21 protein-coding genes and 1 pseudogene are annotated in these 21,720 nt (G+C 63.1%); 16 read left to right on the top strand and 6 right to left on the bottom strand.

The genetic code is table 11. The annotated features are described in order from the left end of the window. Positions 1 to 94 precede the first annotated feature (94 nt). From AV059_RS08135 to AV059_RS08160, 6 genes and pseudogenes are all read left to right on the top strand, one after another. Positions 95 to 1,138, top strand: a complete 1,044-nt coding sequence (locus AV059_RS08135) for a TAXI family TRAP transporter solute-binding subunit (protein ID WP_058993776.1) — start codon at positions 95 to 97, stop codon at positions 1,136 to 1,138. 62 nt (positions 1,139 to 1,200) lie between these two features. After that, complete coding sequence (locus AV059_RS08140) at positions 1,201 to 1,689, top strand: DUF1850 domain-containing protein (RefSeq protein ID WP_058993778.1); 489 nt, start codon at positions 1,201 to 1,203, stop codon at positions 1,687 to 1,689. After that, the gene (locus AV059_RS08145; RefSeq protein ID WP_058993780.1) at positions 1,686 to 4,487 is read left to right on the top strand and encodes a TRAP transporter fused permease subunit; all 2,802 of its coding nucleotides are present in this window, start codon (positions 1,686 to 1,688) and stop codon (positions 4,485 to 4,487) included. Before AV059_RS08140 ends, AV059_RS08145 begins: the two co-directional genes overlap by 4 nt. A gap of 40 nt (positions 4,488 to 4,527) precedes the next feature. Then, positions 4,528 to 5,205: a uracil phosphoribosyltransferase gene (upp, locus tag AV059_RS08150; RefSeq protein WP_058993782.1), complete on the top strand. Its 678-nt coding sequence runs from the start codon at positions 4,528 to 4,530 to the stop codon at positions 5,203 to 5,205. 264 nt (positions 5,206 to 5,469) lie between these two features. Continuing rightward, positions 5,470 to 5,906 (top strand): annotated as a pseudogene (locus AV059_RS08155) (DUF2391 domain-containing protein). Between the two features lie 46 nt (positions 5,907 to 5,952). Further along, positions 5,953 to 6,537, top strand: a complete 585-nt coding sequence (locus tag AV059_RS08160) for a hypothetical protein (RefSeq protein WP_007189494.1) — start codon at positions 5,953 to 5,955, stop codon at positions 6,535 to 6,537. Positions 6,538 to 7,094: 557 nt separating this feature from the next. Here AV059_RS08160 and glmM read toward each other — a convergent pair. Both glmM and AV059_RS21585 read right to left on the bottom strand, forming a co-directional pair. Further along, on the bottom strand, positions 7,095 to 8,408 hold the full coding sequence (gene glmM, locus AV059_RS08165; RefSeq protein ID WP_058993783.1) for a phosphoglucosamine mutase: 1,314 nt from the start codon (positions 8,406 to 8,408) through the stop codon (positions 7,095 to 7,097). A gap of 117 nt (positions 8,409 to 8,525) precedes the next feature. Then, on the bottom strand, positions 8,526 to 8,702 hold the full coding sequence (locus AV059_RS21585) for a hypothetical protein (protein ID WP_369815291.1): 177 nt from the start codon (positions 8,700 to 8,702) through the stop codon (positions 8,526 to 8,528). Between the two features lie 58 nt (positions 8,703 to 8,760). Between AV059_RS21585 and rpiA the strand changes: the two genes are divergently transcribed. Continuing rightward, a complete protein-coding gene (gene rpiA / locus AV059_RS08170) occupies positions 8,761 to 9,447 on the top strand; it encodes a ribose-5-phosphate isomerase RpiA (protein ID WP_058993785.1) in 687 nt (228 codons plus the stop codon). 48 nt (positions 9,448 to 9,495) lie between these two features. Here rpiA and AV059_RS08175 read toward each other — a convergent pair whose 3' ends face one another. Next, a complete protein-coding gene (locus tag AV059_RS08175) occupies positions 9,496 to 9,663 on the bottom strand; it encodes a hypothetical protein (RefSeq protein WP_004517708.1) in 168 nt (55 codons plus the stop codon). Positions 9,664 to 9,952: 289 nt separating this feature from the next. Between AV059_RS08175 and larB the strand changes: the two genes are divergently transcribed. The 5 genes from larB (at position 9,953) to AV059_RS08200 (ending at position 15,228) form a co-directional block, all read left to right on the top strand. After that, on the top strand, positions 9,953 to 10,717 hold the full coding sequence (gene larB, locus AV059_RS08180; protein WP_058993787.1) for a nickel pincer cofactor biosynthesis protein LarB: 765 nt from the start codon (positions 9,953 to 9,955) through the stop codon (positions 10,715 to 10,717). Positions 10,718 to 10,996: 279 nt separating this feature from the next. After that, entirely contained in the window at positions 10,997 to 11,281 is a 285-nt protein-coding gene (locus AV059_RS08185) for a GIY-YIG nuclease family protein (protein ID WP_058993788.1), read from the top strand. Positions 11,282 to 11,373: 92 nt separating this feature from the next. Continuing rightward, on the top strand, positions 11,374 to 12,771 hold the full coding sequence (locus AV059_RS08190) for a phosphoglucomutase/phosphomannomutase family protein (RefSeq protein ID WP_058993790.1): 1,398 nt from the start codon (positions 11,374 to 11,376) through the stop codon (positions 12,769 to 12,771). A gap of 43 nt (positions 12,772 to 12,814) precedes the next feature. Next, positions 12,815 to 13,579, top strand: coding sequence for an ABC transporter ATP-binding protein (locus tag AV059_RS08195; protein ID WP_058993793.1), 765 nt, complete (start codon positions 12,815 to 12,817; stop codon positions 13,577 to 13,579). A 2-nt stretch (positions 13,580 to 13,581) separates the two neighbouring features. Beyond that, positions 13,582 to 15,228, top strand: coding sequence for a hypothetical protein (locus AV059_RS08200; protein WP_058993795.1), 1,647 nt, complete (start codon positions 13,582 to 13,584; stop codon positions 15,226 to 15,228). Between the two features lie 41 nt (positions 15,229 to 15,269). Here the strand turns inward: AV059_RS08200 and AV059_RS08205 are convergent, their stop codons facing one another. The 3 genes from AV059_RS08205 to AV059_RS08215 form a co-directional block, all read right to left on the bottom strand. Continuing rightward, positions 15,270 to 15,845: an RDD family protein gene (locus tag AV059_RS08205; RefSeq protein ID WP_058993797.1), complete on the bottom strand. Its 576-nt coding sequence runs from the start codon at positions 15,843 to 15,845 to the stop codon at positions 15,270 to 15,272. 85 nt (positions 15,846 to 15,930) lie between these two features. Beyond that, on the bottom strand, positions 15,931 to 16,311 hold the full coding sequence (locus AV059_RS08210; protein ID WP_058993799.1) for a GNAT family N-acetyltransferase: 381 nt from the start codon (positions 16,309 to 16,311) through the stop codon (positions 15,931 to 15,933). 30 nt (positions 16,312 to 16,341) lie between these two features. Then, positions 16,342 to 16,542, bottom strand: coding sequence for a ubiquitin-like small modifier protein 2 (locus AV059_RS08215; protein WP_004959591.1), 201 nt, complete (start codon positions 16,540 to 16,542; stop codon positions 16,342 to 16,344). Between the two features lie 79 nt (positions 16,543 to 16,621). Here AV059_RS08215 and AV059_RS08220 point away from each other — a divergent pair, with 79 nt between their 5' ends. The 4 genes from AV059_RS08220 to AV059_RS08235 all read left to right on the top strand — a co-directional run bounded on the left by AV059_RS08220 (position 16,622) and on the right by AV059_RS08235 (position 21,710). Next, positions 16,622 to 17,599 carry a replication factor C small subunit gene (locus tag AV059_RS08220; RefSeq protein WP_058993800.1) on the top strand — a complete coding sequence of 326 codons (978 nt, stop codon included), beginning with the start codon at positions 16,622 to 16,624 and terminating at the stop codon, positions 17,597 to 17,599. A gap of 92 nt (positions 17,600 to 17,691) precedes the next feature. After that, the gene (locus tag AV059_RS08225; RefSeq protein WP_058993802.1) at positions 17,692 to 18,321 is read left to right on the top strand and encodes an archaellin/type IV pilin N-terminal domain-containing protein; all 630 of its coding nucleotides are present in this window, start codon (positions 17,692 to 17,694) and stop codon (positions 18,319 to 18,321) included. A 64-nt stretch (positions 18,322 to 18,385) separates the two neighbouring features. Next, positions 18,386 to 21,169, top strand: a complete 2,784-nt coding sequence (gene alaS / locus AV059_RS08230; protein ID WP_058993804.1) for an alanine--tRNA ligase — start codon at positions 18,386 to 18,388, stop codon at positions 21,167 to 21,169. Between the two features lie 349 nt (positions 21,170 to 21,518). Next, positions 21,519 to 21,710, top strand: a complete 192-nt coding sequence (locus tag AV059_RS08235; RefSeq protein ID WP_007189487.1) for a hypothetical protein — start codon at positions 21,519 to 21,521, stop codon at positions 21,708 to 21,710. Positions 21,711 to 21,720: the final 10 nt, after the last annotated feature.

Here is a 21,720-nt window from a genome sequence, read left to right on the forward strand (position 1 = left end):
GAATACCCTGTCACACGCTATCGCACGATAGAGTCAAATAGCGACTGTATAATAGCTAACATTCTTGAATACCCCGTGTGACGTAGACATACGTATGACTAACAACTCTACGCGTAGACGGTTCCTCAAGACAGCAGGCGTTGCAGGTGTCGCAGCTCTCGCAGGTTGTGGCGGCGGCGACGGTGGCGATGGCGGCGACGGCGAGACGACTGAAGGCGACGGCGGTGACGGCGAAATGACCGAAGGGGAAATGACCGAAGGAGAAATGACTGAAGGCGAGACGGAGACCCGCCTCTCCTGGCACGCCGGCGGCACCGGTGGCACCTACTTCCCGCTCTCGAACGAGTTCAAGACGGTCGTAGAGGACAACACGGACTTCACGCTGAACGTCCAGTCGACCGGTGCGAGCGTCGAAAACGTCGGCAACCTCGCCAGCGGCGACGCCGACTTCGCGCTCATCCAGAACGACATCGCCTCGTTCGCGAAGAACGGCGAGGGGATCGATGCGTTCCAGGACAACGCCATCGAGAACCTCCGCGGCGTTGCGACCCTGTACCCTGAAACGATCACGGTCGTCACCCTCGCGGACACGGGCATCACGCAGCTCTCTGACCTCGAAGGGGCGACGATCAACACCGGCGACCTCGGGAGCGGGACCCAAGTCAACGCGCTCCAGATTCTGGAGTCAGTCGGCGTCTCCGATTACAACGAGCAGAACGCCTCGTTCTCCCAGGCTGCCGACCAGCTCCGGAACGGCGACATCGACGCCGCGTTCGTCGTCGGTGGCTGGCCCGTCGGCGCTATCGAGGACCTCGCGAACACCAACGACCTCGTCATCGTCCCGATCTCCGGTGACAACCGCGAAGCGGCCAAGGAAGACGCCTCCTGGTTCGCTAACGACACTATCCCTGCCGACACCTACACCGGCGTTGACGAGGCCGTCGAAACAATCGCTGTGCAGGCGATGATTGCGACGAACGCCGAACAGCCCGAGGGGACGGTCGAATCGGTTACTGCCGCTATCTTCGACAACGTCGACGACCTCTCTATCAAGACGGACTTCATCAGCAAGGACTCCGCACAGGACGGGATGTCCATCGAACTCCATCCCGGCGCAGCGGCATACTTCGACGCGTAACGTCGTCGGCTGACGCTATCCGTATCGTTAAACTAACCACCTTCTATTACTCACCAACCGGAATGAGACGACGATACGTCGCCATCGCGGTGCTCGTTGCCCTCCTCCTCATCGGGACAGTAGCAGCGCTCCCCGGCGGACGTGCACTGGTCGTCGAAGACGTCGAGACCGGTGAGCAGTATCTAACGGCTCCGGTCGAAGACGGCACGATCGTCGCGCTGGAATATATGCACAGTGTCGAAAAAACACGAGTCTACGACGAGTACACAGTCCGTGGCGACCATCTCGAGATGACCCGCATGGAGTTCGAGTCGTTCGGCTGGGGGCTCCCGAGCCGGGCCAACGTCACTCGCGAGGACGGGATGTATGTCTTCGACCCGCCGGGCAACTACACGCGTGTGACAGTCTCTCCCGGTGATGTTGCAGGACATAAACTTCACGTCGGAGCCGAAACCTACGACTTGGTAGCCCGCACCAACGGCCGCTCGGTCCACCTCTACGTGACCCAGCGCTCGGCGTTCGGTGCTGCGACAGACCAGCTCAACACATGACTGAAAACACACGATCTGACGACGGCGGGGAGGCCGTATCGGACGAGGAAGTTGACGAAGTACTGCAAGAGATTGAGCGGAAACGCTCGCTCACAGGCTGGGCGGTTGTCCTCGTCGCGCTCATCGGCATCTCGTTTTCAGTGTTTCAGATGTGGCTCGCGGCGAAAGGGTTCGTCCTCTCGATCTCGCTTCCCGGCGTCGGTGACGTCGTGTTCGCGTCACTGCAACTGCTCCAGATCAACGCCGTCCACGTCTCCTTCGGCCTCATCCTGACGTTCTTGCTGTATCCCGGCAGCACCGGCGATGGCCCGCTTTCCCGGCGCTGTATCGCACTCGGATCGCTGGTCGACGAGAAACTCGGCGCGGAGCATCCGGTGTCTCGTGTCGTTCACGCTATCGGCAGCGTTCTCGCTTGGGCGTTTCTCGACGCCGAAATGGACCGCGTGACGCCCTCGGATTTCGTTTTCATTGTCCTATCGGTGCTGTCGGCCGCGTACTTCATTACTGACTTTCAGGAGATCCAGACCATGCGTGCACTGGGTCTTGAGAGTGGCCGCCCCATCCAAGAAGTGTTCACGTTTCTGGAGCCGATAGCGGGCCAGCTTGGACCGCTCGCTGACACCTCCTACGCGTTCGTGCTGGGCGTGGTCGGTGTCCTGCTCGTCCTCGAAGCGACCCGCCGGGCGATCAGCCTCTGGCTGATGGTCATTGTCGCAGTGTTCATCGTCTACGCCCGTTTCGGTGTCCTCATCCCACAGGACGCAGCCTACATCGATGTCCTCTCTATCACAGAACTGTCCTGGCCCTCTATCATCCAGAACCTCTGGTACAACACGGAAAACGGGGTGTTCGGGATTCCGGTCACCGTCTCCGTACAGTTCATCTACATCTTCATCCTCTTTGGCGCGTTCCTCGAAATGTCCGGCGCGGGGCAGTGGTTCATCGACCTCGCGTACGGTGCGACGGGGACGCGGAAGGGCGGCCCGGCGAAAGCATCCATCCTCGCCAGCGGATTTATGGGCACCATCTCAGGCTCGTCCATCGCCAACACGGTGACGACCGGTGCGTTCACGATTCCGCTGATGAAGCGGTCGGGCTACTCGCCGGAGTTCTCCGGCGGTGTCGAGGCCTCTGCCTCATCGGGTGGTCAGATTCTCCCGCCGGTGATGGGGGCCGCCGCGTTCCTCATCGTCCAGTACACGGCGACGCCGTTCGCCGACGTCATCGTCGTCGCCACGATTCCCGCTATCGTCTTCTTCTTCGGCGTCTGGGTAATGGTCCACTTCGAGGCAGTCAAGGAGAACATCGGCGGCCTCGACTCTTCAGAACTGGTCAACCTCCGGAGCCACTTCAAAAGCGGGTGGTTCTATCTCGTCCCGCTGGGCCTCCTGCTGTACTATCTCATCATCGAGCGACTGTCTGTCTCCCGCTCGGCGTGGTTTACGCTCATCGCAATCGGGGCGCTCATCGCACTTGTGGCGGCCTACAGCGACGAGACGCGTGCCCGACTCGGAGTTACATTTGCGACCCTCTTCGGGCTCACGACGCTCACGCAGTACTTCACTGGAGAAGGTTTCTTCGGATACCTGTTCAATCGGTTCGTACAGGCTACCACAGCGTTCCCGGCGCTGTTCGACCGTATTGATGGCCTTGTCGCGGCAGACCTGACAGCAGAGGGTGCGCTTGCACTGCCCGGCCCACAACCGCTTGGCTCCGCGTTCTCGGCCGCAGTTGGCAACGTCGGCACGCTGATCATCCTCGCCGGCGTCCTCACCCTGATTACCCGTCCCCGGCTTGACTCGCCGTTGCTGTCGTTCGACAGTGCCGTCGACGACACCGCCAAAACGACCGCTGACGCCGTCAGTCGTCCGGACCTGGCCTCGAACGGGCTGTACAAGCTCGGCGTCTTCCTTGGAAAATCTATGGAGAGCGGGGCCAGAACCGCGGTCCCGGTCGTCATCGCAGTCGCCGCTGCCGGCATCATCCCAGGTGTCATCAGCGTCTCCGGCCTCGGCCCGAACCTCGTCTCGCTTATCACGACCGTCGCCGGCGGCTCGCTGGTCTTGCTGTTGCTCGTCACTGCGTTCTCCTCGATTATCCTCGGGATGGGGATGCCGACGACGGTGACCTACATCATCCTCGTCTCCCTGCTCGCGCCGGCGCTGACCGAGTTCGGCGTCCCGCTGCTCGCGGCGCACCTGTTTATCCTCTACTTCGGTGTCATCGCCGACATCACGCCGCCGGTCGCCGTGGCTGCCTACGCCGCTTCCGGCGTCGCGAAGTCCGACGCTTTCGAGACCGGTATCGAGGCGTTCTCGCTGTCGCTCAACAAGGCTATCGTCCCGTTCGCGTTCATCGTCACGCCGGGAATTATTCTGCTTCGGCGCAACCCCGACGCTGCTAGCCTCGATATCGGGGACAAGTACCATGTTGTCGGAGTTGCTGACCTGCTTGACGTCGGTTACGCTATCCCCGAGATCCTGATCCCCGTCATCGGCGTCTTCCTTGGCGTCGTCGCGCTGGCTGCGACGGTTATTGGGTTCGCGTACGCGCCGGTCTCCCGAGGCGAGCGGGCGGCGTTCGCGTTCAGTTCGCTACTCCTGATGGCTCCCGGCCTTGCGGTGTCGGGTACGTACGACCTCCTCGGACTCGTCGGCATCGCCGGCGGCGAGATGACGGTACTGCTCGACGTTGTGCTCCGTGGCGTCGGCCTCGCGCTGTTCCTCTTCCTCATGGCAAAGAACCGCCAGCGCGGCGGTGACCCTGCGGTACGGTCAGGCACGGCTGAGCCGGCCTGAGTGAGAACCGTTTAAGCCATCGGGTGTCAACGGGCACGATATGCCAATCGAACAGCGCGGCGACGCCTCTGTCGTCACGCACGCGCTGGCGCGAGATGAACTGACTCGGATACGAAACGTCGAGACCGAACAGGTCGCTTTCCGGAAGGGACTGGTCCGTCTCGGCCGTATCTGTGGCTACGAGATTATCGATGGCCGGATGGAGACCGAGTACACGGAAATCCAGACGCCACTGACCACGACGATGGGCGAGCGCGTCAAAGGACTCGAAGACGTGGTCATCGTCAACGTCCTTCGCGCTGCGACGCCGTTTGTCGAGGGACTGCTCAAAGCGTTCCCCCGCGCCAGACAGGGCGTTATCTCCGCCAGTCGCGACGAGGAAGCTGGGATGAACGACGACGGCGAGTTCCCAATCTCGGTCGAGTACGTCAAACTGCCCGAAATCACCGAAGACGACACCGTCATCATCGCAGACCCGATGCTCGCCACCGGGTCGACGATGGCCACGGTACTCGATTACATCACCTCGGAGAAGACAGAGCCGGAGAACCTGCTCGTCTTGGCCGCAGTCTCCGCGCCGGAGGGCATCGTCCGCGTCTCGGAGGCCCAGTCGGACGCAGACATCATCAGCGTCGCTATCGACGACGAACTGGACGAGGACGGGTTCATCGTTCCGGGACTCGGCGACGCCGGTGACCGGGCCTTCCGGACGACGTAAGCGGTCGCGGCCCGCTTGACCTGTCGGATGAGGGACGAAACGTTTTTATTTGTGGCCCGAATCAGCCGATGATGTCGCGATTTTCCGTCTGCTCCCAGCCGCTGTACCCCCTTCCTTCGCATGGAAACCGACAGACGGCAGCATAATTTTGGTCCAGTTGAAACGAGAATGACGACCGTGAACCGCCTTGCGGCGACCGGGCGTGGCTCCTGTCAGATAGTGGTGGATCGGGAGGCTTTCGTACTGACGGCACGGCAACCCCGTATGGTTCGACGCCGATACCGGGTCGCGGACACTGCCCAGCAGCTCGTCGGGGGTTCCTGCTCGCAGGGCCGTTCGTCGTGACCGAGGAGGTGTGGGTGCTGGCCGAGAATATGTCCTGGTATCACGCAGTGCTTGTCGTCGGTATCGTGTTCGCTATCGGCTACGGGGCGCTGTACAAGGCTGACGCCGGCCGGGACATCGACACAGAGGCGGAGGTTGCCGGTATTCCGGTCCGGTTCGTCTCGCTAATGGTTGTGGCGTTCGGTTCGGTCGCCATCCTCGCAACGGCGCTGACTGCACCGGATACGTTTCTCGTTGACGGTGGGATTCTGGCGGACCCGACGCCGATGGCCGTCGCCCTGACGACCCTGAAAGCGATCATCGTCGGTGCGATTTTCAGCGTGGTCGGTGCTGCGACGGCGGACAGCGTGTTCTGACCGGGACCCGCACACTTAATTGGGTGCCACTCTCCTTGATGTGCATATGGAATATACGCTGGCTATCGACAACGCACCGGAGACCGTTCCGGGTGGCACAGGGGTACTGCTCCTGCATCCGAGTACCGGCGAGACGGACCGACTCGACACGGATTTCCTTGCGACCGACACGGATTCGATGCTCGTCATCTCGACCCGGACCACCGCCCGGGAGGTCAAGCAGAAACTGGAGTACTACGAGGTCGACGAGTCGAAGGCGACCATCCTCGACACGCTGTCGGTCGAACGTGGCTACACCCGTCGCCAGTCCGAAGGCGTCCGATACGTCTCCGCACCGGACGATCTCTCCGGCATTGTCTCGGAGGCCGAGACCTTCCTGCAAGAACACGACGGGAAACTCCGCGTGACCTTCGACTCGCTGACGGAACTCATCTACTACGCTGACGAGGACGGCGCGCTCTCGGCCGTCGAAGACATCCTCGACCTGCTAGACGAGTACGACGCTGTCGGGATGTTCCACCTCGCCGACGAGGTCCACGACGAGGAGACGGTCGCGGCGTTCCGGGAACTCTTTGACGGTGTCATCGAACTGTCCGAGGACGGAACTATCACCAGTACCTTCGAGGCGTAGCCGGACACACTCTGTCCAGAATCCACGGCTCCTTTGATGAATTTGTGGCAACCGGACAACACTATTTCGGCCACCGAGTACCCTGCTGTTGTTCCCTTCTCTCGAACGAAATGGCGTTTTCCCCCGGCAGCGACGCCAACGCTCCGTATGACAACTCTTACCAGACCAACAACAATTAAGAGGGTATAACCCACATACAGGGTTGTATGCCGGAATGCCAGAACTGCGGTAATTTTGTAACGGCTGACTACGCGCGTGTGTTCACGCCAAACGGGGTCGAAAAGCCCAGGGTCTGTCCGCAGTGTGAGGACAAGATCCGCGACGGGGCAGACGTCCGTGAGGCCCGGTCCACACGTCGCGGATAGAACCGGTCAGGAACGGTCGCCCTGTGACCTGATGGTTGCGGGGACGTTTTCCTCGCCGGTCGAACTCGCTATCAACCGCTGTTTTCCCGGTATTCTCGTTTCAGGCTCTATACTATAGTAACAGTTGAAACGATTTACACACCGATCGCACTGCCGTCGTGCGATCGGGTGTGTATTGATTTTCAATGGCTACTATAGCGCGTCTGTCAGGCGTGTCTGTGCCTCCTCGAACACCGCGTCAGCACGGTCTGGGTCACGGGCTTCGGCGGTAATCCGAACGAGCGGCTGGGTTCCGCTGGCCCGCAAGAGGAACCACGCGTCGCCGAGGTCGACACGGACGCCGTCGAGCGTCGTCACGTCGTCGTAGGTGTCGGTCACTGTCTCTCGAACACGGTCCATCACGGTCCTCTTCTCGTCGGTTTCGACGCTATCCCGGCGGATGGGGTACTCCGGCACGTCGGCGGCGCGGTCGCCCAGCGAGCGCTCGCTGTCCAGTGCCGCGGCGGTACAGGCCGCCAGCGGACCGTCCGGGCACAGCGTTCGCTCGGGCCAGATCCACGCACCGCTTGGTTCGCCGCCGAAGGCGACACCCTCGACGCTTGCGGCCTCGGCGACGTACACGTCTCCGACCGGGGTGTACTCGACAGAGACATCGCTGTCGTTGAGGTGGTCCTCGACGGCAAGGCTCGTATCGACCGGGACGGCGACCCGCTCGCCCGGCGACGCTGCAGTACGGGCGAACACGGCCAGCAACACGTCGCCGGAGAGGAAGGTCCCGTCGGCCGCAACCGCCCGCATCCGGTCGGCGTCGCCGTCGTGGGCGATGCCGAGGTCGGCCTCAGACTCGGCCACCAGCGTCGACAGCGACTCGCAGTGCTCGGCTTTCGGCTCCGAGGGGCGACCGGGAAACGCGCCGTCGGGCTGGCCGTTGAGTGTCTCGACGGAACAGCCCAGCGCCGAGAGCGCGTCGACGCTGACCCGGCCCGCGCCGTTGCCCAGATCGACGACGACGTGGCTGTCGAGATCCCGTTCGCCGACTTCCGAGACGAGCGCGTCGACGTGGCGCTGGCTGGCATCCCGGGACGCCAGGCCCCCGCTCTCGTCCCACGCTGCCGGCTGGAACGCATCCTTGGCTAGTCGCTGTTCGATCGTCGCCCGGAGGTCCGCGTCGAAGGCCTGCCCGCTGGGCTGCCAGAGCTTGATCCCGTTGTCCTGGGGCGGGTTGTGGCTCGCCGTCACTGTGACACCAGCGTCGGCGTCCTGCCACGCTACCGCCCGTCCGATAGTCGGCGTCGCCGCGCGGCCGAGGTCTATCACGTCGACGCCGCTCTCCCGAAGCCCGGCCACCAGTGCCGCCTGGAGGTACTCGCCGCTCGCTCGCGGGTCCCGGCCCACGACCACCCGCTCGCAGTCGATGCCAAGCGCTCGCCCCACCGAGAGCGCCAACTCGGCCGTGACCGTCTCGCCGACGGGACCCCGAATCCCGCTCGTTCCGAACTGTGTCATTACTGCCCTCTGGGTCGGGCCGCCCCTAAAATCCATCCGGCATCGAACAGGTACTGTGGGCCGATGTGCTGACACTCGCTGTGTCGCTGCGTCGGTGACCACCCACAGACCGCGCCGCTACTGCGACGGAGACCACTCACAGGCCGTTCCGGTCGTCAGGTCTGCCTCGTCGATGTGAGCCGACAGGCAGCCGTAGTTGCAAAACTGTGTTTTCGGCTTCCCGTCGGGCGTCTCGCTGACGTAGACAGGGTCGTGGTTCTCGACGGGACAGCCACAGTACGTGCAGTCAACCATTCGAACGCTTGTGGCCGGGAGAACAAACGTTTTGTCCGCGTCTGTCGACCCACCGCATATGAAACAGGGCGGCTCCGACGCGGCGAAACAGGCAGCGGGCGAATCGGCGGCTGAGGCAGTCGAGGACGGCATGGTCGTCGGCCTCGGCACGGGGTCGACGGCGGCTCACGCTATCCGTGCTATCGGCCGGGCAGTCGACGCCGGCCTCGATGTCGTCGGCGTCCCCACGTCGTTTCAGTCTCGCCAGCTGGCCCGTGACTGTGGTATCCCGCTGGCGGACCTCGACGACGTGTCGGTCGACCTCGTCATCGACGGGGCCGACGAGGTGGCCGGCGGCACTCTCATCAAAGGCGGTGGTGCGGCGCACGCCCGGGAGAAAATAGTCGACGCGAGCGCCGACCGCTTCCTCGTCGTTGCCGACCCGACGAAAGAGGCGGACGTACTCTCACACCCTGTCCCCGTCGAAGTACTCCCGATGGCCCGCTCGACAGTCGCCACGGCGGTCGAAGAATTGGGTGGTGACCCAACACTCCGCCGTGCAGAACGCAAGGACGGCCCCGTCGTCACCGACAACGGAAATCTCGTGCTCGACTGTGCCTTCGATTCCATCAGTGACCCCGCCGCACTTGCCAGCGACCTCGCCGCGCTGCCCGGTGTCGTCGAGCACGGGCTGTTCGTCGATATGGCTGACGAGATTCACATTGGCACTGCTGACGGCGTCACCGTCCAAGTGTTCTCGGAGTAGCTATCGCTGGGCGGCTTGCGTCAAAAAAATACGCTGCTTGAAACGACCTTACAGGTCGCGCGGCTGGACCGTCTTCCGGTCGTTCTCGTCGGCTCGTCGGGCTGCGTCCTGAAGCAGCTCCTCGACTTCCTCGTCGAGTGCGTCGTAGAAGTCGGACGCTACGTTCATGTCGTTGAGCTCTTCCTTAACGGCGGCTTTGACGATTAGGTCTGCCATACAGACGGGGTATCGACGGGGGTTACTTATATACTTTCTCCAATTAGCTCGCTCTCGACCCTATTACCGGCAGTTTGAGGCATTATACGACACATAACCCGTTATAAACCCGGGATTGTGTCCGCGAGAATCCATCAGAATACGTCCTTTTGCCCGCCCCAGACGGCTATTGTCGCGTTACTCCGGCCGAGCGTCGCTCACGCGCGCTCCGACAGGGCCGACCCTGATTTGGGCACTACGCCTATCCCGGACCGACGGATAGGAGTGGTCGTATCCCTGAATGAGTCCTATGCGCGACATACTCGATTCGGTTGCGGCGGGTGACCTCTCCCCGGTAGAGGCCGAGGCGGCGCTTGCGGGCTACGCGACTAGCGGGGCCGGTCGGTTCGACGCTGCTCGGGAGGACCGTGCCGGCGTTCCTGAAGCCGTCCTCGCGGACGGGAAGACCCCGGCGGAAGTGGCGGATCTGGCGGCGACAGCTATCGAAACGACAGATCGGGCTATCGTGACGCGGCTCGACACGTCCACTGCAACGGCCGTTCGGGAACAACTGGACGAAACCGCCCCGGATGCGACAGTTCGCTGGGACGACCGCTCGAACTGGCTGGTGGCGACGACACCCGCGTTCGAACGTCCGTCGATGGACGCGTCAGTCGGCATCGTCACGGCTGGGACCTCCGACGCCGTTCCGGCCGGTGAGGCCGCGCTCATCGTCGAGGAGATGGGCGCGACCGTGACCCGTATCGACGACGTTGGCGTCGCGAGCCTCGCCCGGACGATAGACGCGGTCGATGGCTTCCGGGACCAGGACGTGCTCATCGTTGCGGCGGGCCGCGAAGGTGCGCTCCCGACGGTTGTCGCTGGTCTCGTCGATGTACCGGTTATCGGTCTGCCCGTCTCGACCGGCTACGGTCACGGCGGCGAGGGTGAGGCAGCCCTTTCGGGACTGCTCCAGTCCTGCACTGCACTCTCTGTCGTGAACATTGACGCCGGCTTTACCGCCGGGACGCAGGCCGGCCTAATCGCCAGACAGCTCGACAATGCGCGGGAATAACCCACCTCGCCTGCCGCGGGTATACCCAAGTATTTGGGTAAAGAGCTATGAGAACAACGCGCGTACGCGTATACGTCGGCGGTGGTGTCGCCGACGAACACGATGCCTGAATGTGATCATTGCGGCGCGCACGTCTCAGACCAGTTCGCCCGAGTGTTCGCGGATGAACGTGGACACATCCGGGCGTGTCCCAACTGCTCGGCAAACGCTGGCATTGCCGAGGTATCGAGAGAGCGCGCCCAACAAGTGTGAGGCCCACTGGGCCACCAGCATCGTGCGATGACTACCGCGCGGAGCCCTTACCACGTGTATGTCCTCCGTTGTAGCGACAACACGTTTTATACCGGCTACACGACCGATGTGGAACGCCGCGTCCGAGAGCACGACGCCGGCGATGGCGCGAAGTACACGCGCGGCCGAACTCCGGTCGAACTGATTCACGTCGAATCATTTGACTCACAGTCCGACGCGATGAGCCGTGAGTACGAGATTAAGCAGTACTCCAGACCGGAGAAGGAACGGCTCGTCGAATCCAGCGACGCCGAAGTAGCGTTCGATATCTGAGCCGCCGCTCACCTCTCGCTGTCAATAACAGGAAAAGTGACAGCTCATCGATGAGGCGTGACTTTTTGTCTGGGGGCTGAGAACCGCGGGATATGGACAACGACGCGGATGTCGACGCAGGCGCAATCGCTTTCGGGACGGACGGCTGGCGGGCGACGCTGGACGTGTTCACGAAACCGCGAGTCCGGATGGTTGGTCAGGCTGTCGCCACGACGCTCGCCGAGCGCGGGGCGACCGGGACCGTCGCCATCGGGTACGACGCCCGCGAGACCTCGCCCGGGTTTGCCGACGAGCTCGCGCATGTCCTGCGCGCGAACGGCTTCGACGTGCTCTTGCCGGACCGGGACACGCCGACGCCGATCCTCGCCTGGACGGTGAAAAACCGCGGTTTGGCCGGGGCGCTTCAGATCACGGCCAGCCACAACCCGCCGGAGTACAACGGCGTGAAATTCATCCCCGGCGACGGGTCGCCGGCGCTGCCCGACTGGACGGCCGCCTTCGAGGAGAACCTCGCCGTCCTCGACCCGCTGCCCGAAGACGAGTGGGGCGAGCGAACGGAAGAAGACCTCATCGGCCCGTTCCACGACCACGCACTGGACTTCGTCGACACCGACCTCGATGGCCTGTCAGTCGCCTACGACGCGCTGTACGGCAGCGGCCGCGGCGTTACCGACGCCCTGCTCGAAGCGGCCGGAGCCGACGTGACCCGTCTCAACTGCGAACAGGACCCGGAATTCGGCGGTGGATCGCCCGAACCGTCGGCGGAGAACGCTGAGGGACTCGTCAGCGAAGTCAGCGAGGGTGACGCCGCGCTGGGGATTATCAACGACGGCGACGCCGACCGCATCGGCATCGTCACACCTGACCGCGGCTATCTGGACCCAAACCTGTTTTTCGCCGCGATGTACGACTTCCTGCTTGAGGACGGGACGGGCGATGTCGTTCGGACAGTCTCGACCTCCAGCATCGTCGACCGCGTCGCCGAGGCCCACGGCCAAGACGTCCACGAGGTCGCTGTCGGCTTCAAGTGGGTTGCTGAGGCGATGGCCGACCACGACGCGTTGTTCGGCGGCGAAGAATCTGGTGGCTTCGGCCTGCCGGACCACCTGCGGAACAAGGACGGCGTGCTGGTGGCGCTGGTCGCCGCTGCCGCCGAGCGCGAGGAATCGCTTGACGCTCGTGTCGACCGACTACTGGACGAACACGGCGAAATCCACCAGGACCGGATCAGCATCGACTGTCCGGACGACCGCAAGGAGCCAGTTCTCGAAGACCTCGAAACCGCACTGCCCGACACGCTGGCTGGGGTCGCCGTCGACGGCATCAACACGGTCGACGGGTTCAAGATCCGACTCGAAGACGGGACGTGGGTGCTGGTGCGGCCCTCCGGGACAGAGCCGAAACTCCGCGTCTACGCCGAAGCATCGAGCGCGGAACGCGTCGAGGAACTACTGGAAGCGGGTCGGGATCTGGTCGAACCGCTGGTCTGACAGAAGCCAAATCTTTTCGTCGGCGTTATTCAACTGCTACCATATGTGCGAGCCCTCCTCCGCAGTCGTCGCTAAGTCCCTGACAAAGCGCTACGGAACCACAACGGCTGTCAACGAACTCGACCTCAGCATCGAACACGGCGACATATACGGTTTCCTCGGCCCGAACGGCGCCGGGAAGACAACCACCATGCGCATCTTCACCGGCCTCATCGAACCCAGCGGCGGCGAGGCACGCGTCGCAGGTATCCCCTGTGTCGACCGGCGTGCCTTAGTCGAGCACATCGGCCTCATGCCGGAGACACCACCACTGTACGACCAACTGACCGGGCGCGAGCAGTTGCAGTTTGCGGCCGACCTGCGGAACGTCCCCTGGGATTCCGTCGTTGACACTGCGCTGTCACTGTGTGCGTCGCTCGATCTCCGTGCAGACTTGGACCGCCGCATCGACGGCTACTCCAAGGGGATGAGACAGAAACTCTCGTTCATTCAATCCATCCAGCACGACCCAGCCGTTGTCTTTCTCGACGAGCCCACTTCCGGATTAGATCCCCGGGCAGCGAAGACACTCCGGGAACTGATCACTGACCTCGCGGACGGGGACACGACAGTTCTTCTTTCAACGCATATTCTGCCAGTCGTCGAAGACATCGCCGACATGGTCGGGGTCCTCCACGACGGCCAGTTGGCGGCCGAGGGGTCGCCGGCAGAGCTGCGTTCGGCCGCGGAACGCACCGAGGGTGACGGTGCCGACTTGGAAGACGCGTTCCTGGCACTGACTACCGACGGCGACACCGCCTGGGCCTGACGATGTCTGGCCGCGCTCAGCCACCGAGCGAACGCGGTGATCGGTATGTCCGGAGTGACGCACGCGATGCCTGGGTCGTCGTCCGGACCGAACTTCGCGCTCGCATCCGCCAGACACTTGAGACCCCCCGACAGCTCATCAGCGTCGCGATGCTGCTCCTGCTGGTCGGCATCCTTCTCCCGCTGCTATGTGCTGATGTGGCGCTATCCTATGGTGCATCGCTGACAAGCGGACCGCCGCCGGTCGGACGGACCGGGCTGCTCGTCGCCGCAGCCATGGGTGCCGGGCTGTATCTCGGCTTCTCGACCGCGACCCAGCAGCTCCAACTCGGAACGCTAAGCCCGCTCGTCAGAACCGCAGTTCCGCCGCGAGCTGTCGTCTTCGGGCGGCTCACGAGTGAATTTACCCAGACGATAGTGTTCGTCATCCTGCCCGCGGTGTTGTTGCTGCCGGCCGTCGCCATTGGTGCCTGGAACCCCATCCCGGCGGTTCTGTTGCCACTGGCGCTCGTGCCTCCGTTGCTTTCGTCGGCGTTTGCTGGCCGTCTGCTGGGCGAGGGGCTCGCGTTCGCAAACCGGTGGCTCGGCGTCAGTACTTGGACCAAGGGAGTGGCGCTTCTCACCGCCACTGCAGCGGCGTATCTCGGGATGCAGCTGTGGCTAGAGTCCGTGTTTCCCGACTCCTCTATGACGGCGACAGAGGGGGGCTTGCAGACGATTGTCCCCGGGGCACCTCTGCAGGCGTACGCGAGTGTCGTCCTCGCGCCCTTTGGCGCACAGGCACGGCCGCTGGGACTCGTCGTCGGGGCCGTGCTGGTCGCCGCCGTCCCGCTCAGTCTCGCCGCGACTGTGCGGTTCGAATCGTGGCTTCTCCAGCGCGAACCCGAAGCGGACCGCGACGAAACCGCACACGCCGACGAAAGCCGAGCCGTAGCCGCACCGTTTCGCGCCACGTCATCGACCCGGGTCGCCTGGCGGTACCTGCTCCGGACTCGTCGCGACCCCGCGATGCTGGCCCACCTGTTCCCGATTTTTATCGGCAGCCTGGGTATCCTGTCGACGGCTGTTACAGACCCCGATATGGTCCTGTGGTTGGCACCGGGGACAGCCGTTATCGTCGGGGCTGCCCTTGCTGGCGGTGCGTACTGTCTGAATCCGCTGGGTGACGACCGCGACCAGTTACCACTCGTGCTGACCAGCACCGGGTCGACCGCGATGTTGCTCCGCGGTCGCGCACTTGCCGGCCTCGCGCTTGGGATGCTGTTTGCTTGGGGTCTCGCCGTGCCACTCGAACTGGCCGATGGCTCTGGCACCCACACCGTTGCCGTGGTGCTCTTTGCACCCGTCCTGCTTCTGGCCGGCGCCGGGACGGCACTCGGGATGGGCGCGCTGTCACCGAAATTTAAACGGAATGAGTACCTCAACGTCGAGCGAGCCCACCCCTCGCTGATAGTCTCGATTGGTTATATGTTTGGGGCGATACCTGTCGGCATCACCGGACTGGTGTTGTTTCCCGCCGCGGTTGGCGACCCGTCAGCTGTCAATCTTACGGCAGTCAGCACCTATGTCCTCGTCATCGGAGCTATCAGTTGGGGCGGCTACGCCGCCGCTGTCCGCCGATTCGACCGGCTGACGCTCGATGACATCTAAGAAGTGGTGTGGCTGGGTGTCTGAAACCACAAGTCCGGCTGTTACTCGCTGGCGCTGACGACGTACGTGCCAGCAACGCGGTCGCCGAGGCGCTGTGCGTCGTCGCTCACGAACATGACGGCCGCTTCGACGAGGAGCCAACCGGCCATGAGAACGAGCGCGAAGACGAACCCGAATCCGCCGAGAACACCACCGAGCAGGAGCATGATCGGGAACGGGGCGAGCAGTACAGCCGTTCGGACCAGGCGGTCACGCTGGCTCGGCGGTGACCCGGTCTCGTCGACGACCGCGACGTTCTGGGACCGCTTCCCGACTGTCTCGTTGGTCTCGGCGTAGTAGCCGAAGTAGTAGACGAGTACTGCGCCGATTGCGAGCCAGAGGGCGAAGTTGATGACGATACCCAGAAGCCCCGCAGCCATCATTGACCCACTGCCCATCGCGCCCGGACTCTCGGGTGAGGCTGCGGCCATCGCGCCGACCGAGAGAACCGTGTTGAGAACGAACGTTACGAGCCACAGGCCGAACGCGACGGCGCTCAGGATGGCGAAATCGATGAGGTACGCGACGACTCGGTCGCCCCGTGCCTCGACCGCGTTTTCAGCGACAGTTGCTGCCATTGTTTTAAATCCCTTCTCGAAACTATTTAAAAAATGTTACGATGCCGTGACAACAGTTTACACCCTCTTTGCGCACTTGCGGCCACTACTCACGCTCGCCACGATAGCGGCCTGGGTCGTCCAGCGGCTCGATGGCGAACCCCAGCGCTTCGTAGAACGGCCGAACGTTCGCGTCGAACTCGGCGGTGACACAATCTCGCCGGCCGAGCGCGGCCTCGACGAGCGCCGTCCCGATGCCCTGGCCGCGGCGACGCCGACGGACAGCGACGGCCTCGATGTGGGTCCCGGCGAGTACGAGTGCACCAAGAACGCGCCCATCCGTCTCATTTTCACCGGACATTGCGACGAGCGTGCTACCGTCTTCAGCACCCGCTCGCACGGTTTCTACGGCTATCGAGAGGACCGCCCCGTCGAGGACGTTCATCACTGCGGGCACCTCGTCGGCCTTCGCTGTACGGACGTGCATAGCTGTGTTAGCGGATCGCTGTTCAGCGACTCACCCGCCTTTGATGAGCCTGACGACCCGAACGTGGTCGTGCTCGACGGGCTGGTCTGTCGGCACGTGCTCGCCGTCGACGAGGACTGACACCTCGTGGGGACTCAGATCGACCGGTGCGAGCAGGTCGCCGTAGGTCGCGTCCGCGTCCACCTCCAGTTCGTGGGTGTCTTCGCCGGCGATTTCGACGGTGACGTGCATACCCGGCTGTACTCCGCCGACGCACCTGAGACTGTCGACTCTCGCGGGGTTTAAGACCGGCCCACGCTTCCAATCGTCCATGAGTGAGGCCGAGTCCGAGTCGCGGGCGGGACGCGAGGAGGTCTGGATCGAGAAGTACCGCCCGCAGACGCTCGACGACGTGATGGGTCACGAGAATATCGTCGGGCGACTCAAGAGCTACGTCTCGCGCAACGACCTGAGCCATATGCTGTTTTCCGGGCCGGCAGGGACGGGGAAGACGACGTGTGCGACGGCCATCGCCCGTGAACTGTACGGCGACGACTGGCGCGAGCACTTCCTCGAACTGAACGCCTCCGACGAGCGTGGTATCGACGTGGTCCGGGACCGTATCAAGAACTTCGCCCGGACGAGCTTCGGCGGCGTCGAGTACCGTATCATCTTCCTCGACGAGGCCGACGCGCTGACCAGCGACGCCCAGTCGGCGCTGCGCCGGACGATGGAGCAGTTCTCGAACAACGTCCGCTTTATCCTCTCGTGTAACTACTCCAGCCAGATCATCGACCCGATCCAATCGCGCTGTGCGGTCTTCCGGTTCTCGCCGCTGGCAGACGACGCCGTTGCCGAGGAAATCCGAACCATCGCTGCCGAAGAAGACATTGAACTGACCGAAGACGGACTCGATGCGCTCGTCTACGCCGCCGACGGGGATATGCGGAAAGCCATCAACGGCCTGCAAGCCGCGTCTGTCAGCGGCGACACGGTCGACGAGTCGGCAGTGTACGCTATCACTTCGACGGCCCGCCCGGAAGAGATTCGGACGATGGTCCAGTCGGCGCTAGACGGCGACTTCACCGCCTCGCGGGCGACCCTCGATAGACTCCTGACCGAAGAGGGAATCGCGGGCGGCGACATCATCGACCAACTGCATCGCTCTATCTGGGAGTTCGATATTGACGATGAGGCAGCCGTCCGAGTGCTCGAACGCATCGGCGAAACCGATTATCGGATTACCCGTGGTGCGAACGAGCGCGTCCAACTGGAAGCGATGCTGGCCTCGCTCACACAGGACGAGTAAGGGTCTCATACCGCGCCACTCCAATTTCTCACACCTGATAACTGGCAGGTGAGCTTTATGATGAAAGGAGTCTAATAGTATCAACAACTGAAATGCAACGTTTACGACCATCTACGCAGGGGACGAGCGAGGACCGCGGACAGGTCGGGATCGGGACGCTCATCGTGTTTATCGCGATGGTGCTGGTCGCGGCAATCGCAGCGGGCGTGCTTATCAACACTGCGGGGTTCCTGCAGAGTTCCGCGCAGGCGACGGGCCAGCAGTCTAGCGATTCGACGACGAACCGAATTCAGGTCGTGGGCATGACCGGCGATCACTTCACCGGTAACAGCGAAGTCGGCGTGGTTGATATCGTTGTCAGGCGGGCACCAGGAGCAAGTAACGTCGATCTAGACAAGACGACGATCCAGTGGATTGGCCCAAGCGGGTCGTACTATCAACTCGCGGCTGGCGGCGCAGACGGTAACCCCGATGGTCGTTTCGCTGTTTCGACCGTGCAGGATAACGACGGCTCCCAACCAGTGCTCAACGACGTTGAAGACCGGTTCAGAATAACGCTTGACCTCGGTGCTGATAACTCGGTTGGCGCTGTGCCATTCGGTGAGGAACTGCCCGAAGGTGAGACTGCGACGTTGCGTATTACCTCGCCAGCGGGCGGGATGACGACCGAGGAAGTCGTCGTGCCGAAGACCCTCTCCGGGGAATCTTCAGTCACGCTCTGACGGCCAGCGATATCGCCGGCCCCTTCGGAACAGTTTTAGGCGAACGTGGGCCAACTGAACACCAATGAGCGACCTCGATGAGGCCTACCAACTCGACTACTTCGAAGAGGAAGGCTTCCACAGACAGGAGTGTGCCTCCTGTGGCGATATGTTCTGGTCCCGTGTCAAGCGCGAGACCTGCGGCGAACCGCCGTGTGCGGAGTACGACTTCATCGACAACCCCGGCTTCGACGAGTCCCACTCGCTGACGGAGATGCGCGAGGCGTTCCTCTCCTTCTTCGAGGACCGTGATCACGACCGCATCGATCCGTATCCGGTCGCAGCGAACCGCTGGCGCGACGATGTGTTGTTGACCCAGGCATCTATCTACGACTTCCAGCCGCTGGTCACCTCGGGGACGACGCCGCCGCCGGCGAACCCGCTGTGTATCAGCCAGCCCTGCATCCGGATGCAGGACATCGACAACGTTGGGAAGACCGGCCGGCACACGATGGCCTTCGAGATGATGGCCCACCACGCGTTTAACGCGCGTGAGGACATCGAAGACCCCGAGCAGTACGCCTACGAGGGTGAGGTGTACTGGAAGGACGAAACCGTCCAGTACTGTGACGAACTGTTCGAGGAAATGGGGGCGAATCTGGACGAAATCGTCTATATCGAGGACCCGTGGGTCGGCGGCGGCAACGCCGGCCCAGCCATCGAGGTCATCTACCGCGGGGCCGAACTCGCAACGCTCGTCTTCATGTCCATGGAGCAGGACCCTGAGGGCGAATACGAGATGAAAGACGGCAACCGGTACTCGCCGATGGACACCTACATCGTCGACACCGGCTACGGGCTCGAACGCTGGACCTGGATGAGCCAGGGGACGCCGACGGTGTACGAGGCCGTCTACCCCGACATGATCGCCTTCCTCAAGGACAACGCCGGCATCGAACTCACCGACGAGGAAGAGCGAATCGTCCACGAGGCCGCGAAGCTCGCGGGCCGGATGGACATCGACGAGGCCGAAGACATTGAAGCCGAACGGGACACCATCGCTGCCGAGGTCGGCGTCGAGGTTGAGGAGATGCGGGACCTGATGGCACCACTTGAGGACATCTACGCCATCGCCGACCACTGCCGGACGCTCGCGTATATGCTCGGCGACGGCATCGTCCCGTCGAACGTCGGGACGGGCTATCTGGCCCGGATGGTGCTGCGCCGGACGAAGCGGCTGGTCGACGGCGTCGGCGTCGACGCGCCGCTGGACGAACTCGTCGATATGCAGGCCGAGCGCCTCGACTACGAGAACCGCGACACCATCCGCGATATCGTCCGCACCGAGGTCGAGAAGTACCGCGAGACGCTGGACCGCGGTGGCCGGCGCGTCCGCCAGCTGGCCGACGAGTACGCGGAAAAGGGCGAGCCCATTCCGACGTCGGAACTGGTCGAACTGTACGACTCCCACGGCATTCAGCCGGACATGGTCGAGGAAATCGCCGCCGAGAAAGGCGTCGCGGTCGACGTGCCCGACGACTTCTATGCGGTTGTCGCCCAGCGCCACGGCGGCGACGACACTGCCAGCGAGGAGTCACAGACGCCCTACGAGGACCGCCTCGAAGAACTGCCCGAGACTGACCGGCTCTACTACGAGGACCAGCAGCGGACCGAGTTCGAGGCCGTCGTGCTCGAGGTGTTCGACCGCGACGACGACAACTACGACGTGGTGCTCGACCAGACCATGTTCTACCCCGAAGGCGGTGGCCAGCCGCCGGACGAGGGGACGCTGTCGACCGATGACGTCTCCGCCGAGGTGACCGACGTCCAGCAGTACGGCGACGTCATCGTCCACACCTGCGACGACGACCCCGGCAAGGGTGAGTTCGTCCGCGGGCAGGTCGACGCGACCCGTCGCCAGCGCCTGATGCAGCACCACACGGCGACCCACATCGTCATCCACAGCGCCCGGCAGGTACTCGGCGAGCACGTCAGGCAGGCTGGTGCCCAGAAGGGTACCGACTCCGCCCGAATCGACATCCGCCACTACGAGTCGGTGAGCCGCGAGGAAGTCAAAGAGATTGAACGCCTCGCAAACGACATCATTCAGGACAACATCACCGTCTCACAGGAGTGGCCCGACCGCAACGATGCCGAGGAACGGTACGGCTTCGACCTCTACCAAGGCGGGATTCCGGCCGGCGAGAAGATCCGTCTCATCACCGTCGGCGACGACGTGCAGGCCTGTGGTGGCACCCACGTCGCTCGAACCGGCGACATCGGGGCTGTCAAGCTCCTGAACACCGAGCGGATTCAGGACGGCGTCATCCGCCTGACGTTTGCGGCGGGCAACGCAGCCATCGAGGCCACCCAGCGCACTGAGGACGCGCTCACCGAAGCCGCGGATATCCTTGACGTTGCGCCCGATTCCGTCCCAGAGACTGCCGAGCGGTTCTTCGACGAGTGGAAGGCCCGCGGTAAGGAAATCGAACAGCTCAAAGAACAACTCGCAGAGGCCCGTGCGAGCGGCGGTGGCGACAATGAAGAAGTCGAGGTCGGCGAGGCGACCGCCGTCGTCGGGCGTATCGACGCCGACATGGACGAACTCCGCGCACAGGCGAACGCTATCGTCGAGCAAGGCAACATCGCGGTGCTTGGCTCGGGGCTCGACGGCGCGCAGTTCGTCGTCTCAGTGCCCGATGGCGTCGATGTCGACGCCGGTGAAGTCGTTGGCGAACTCGCCGGTCGTGTCGGCGGGGGCGGTGGCGGCCCGCCGGACTTCGCACAGGGCGGCGGTCCCGATGCGGACGCGCTGGACGACGCGTTGGACGACGCACCGGAGATTCTGCGGACTGTTGCGAACGCCTGAACCGTCTCCGGTTTTCTCGCCGCTAGTGCTGCTTTCCGCTCCGTTGCTTCGGACAGTTGTCCGATTGTGGAGCGATATTCTGCTCGAACGATTCGAATACATCCAAGGGATACAATTACATTTACTTGTATTAGGTATATCTGGATGGGTTTCCAAAAGTATTTTTAGTAACTGCCCATCTATAGCAGATATGAGCGGAGAACGTGACATCACACACATTCGGTCTCACACCGAGTACGTTCGGTCACAACGGACGTGTCGGCGCTGTGGGACCAGTGTGCCCGCTGCCAGCGGCCGTGCTCCCGACGAACTGTGTACAAACTGCAGTGCTACCCACGCTACCTGAATAATGAGTGCTACCACGACGCCCCCGTCGGACACCGATCTGAACGAAGCGCCGGAGTTCGAACTGGATTACCTGTACGACGACCCCGAGAACCCTTCGGAGCTGACTATCTTCCCCTCGGATCGCCAGCAGTCCGTGACAGAGTGGGTTACCGCGGACCGTTCGGCGACCGTCTCGCTCGACGAACTGCGCTGAGCGGTACGTG

The organism is Haloarcula sp. CBA1127, from assembly GCF_001485575.1.
Taxonomy (GTDB): domain Archaea; phylum Halobacteriota; class Halobacteria; order Halobacteriales; family Haloarculaceae; genus Haloarcula.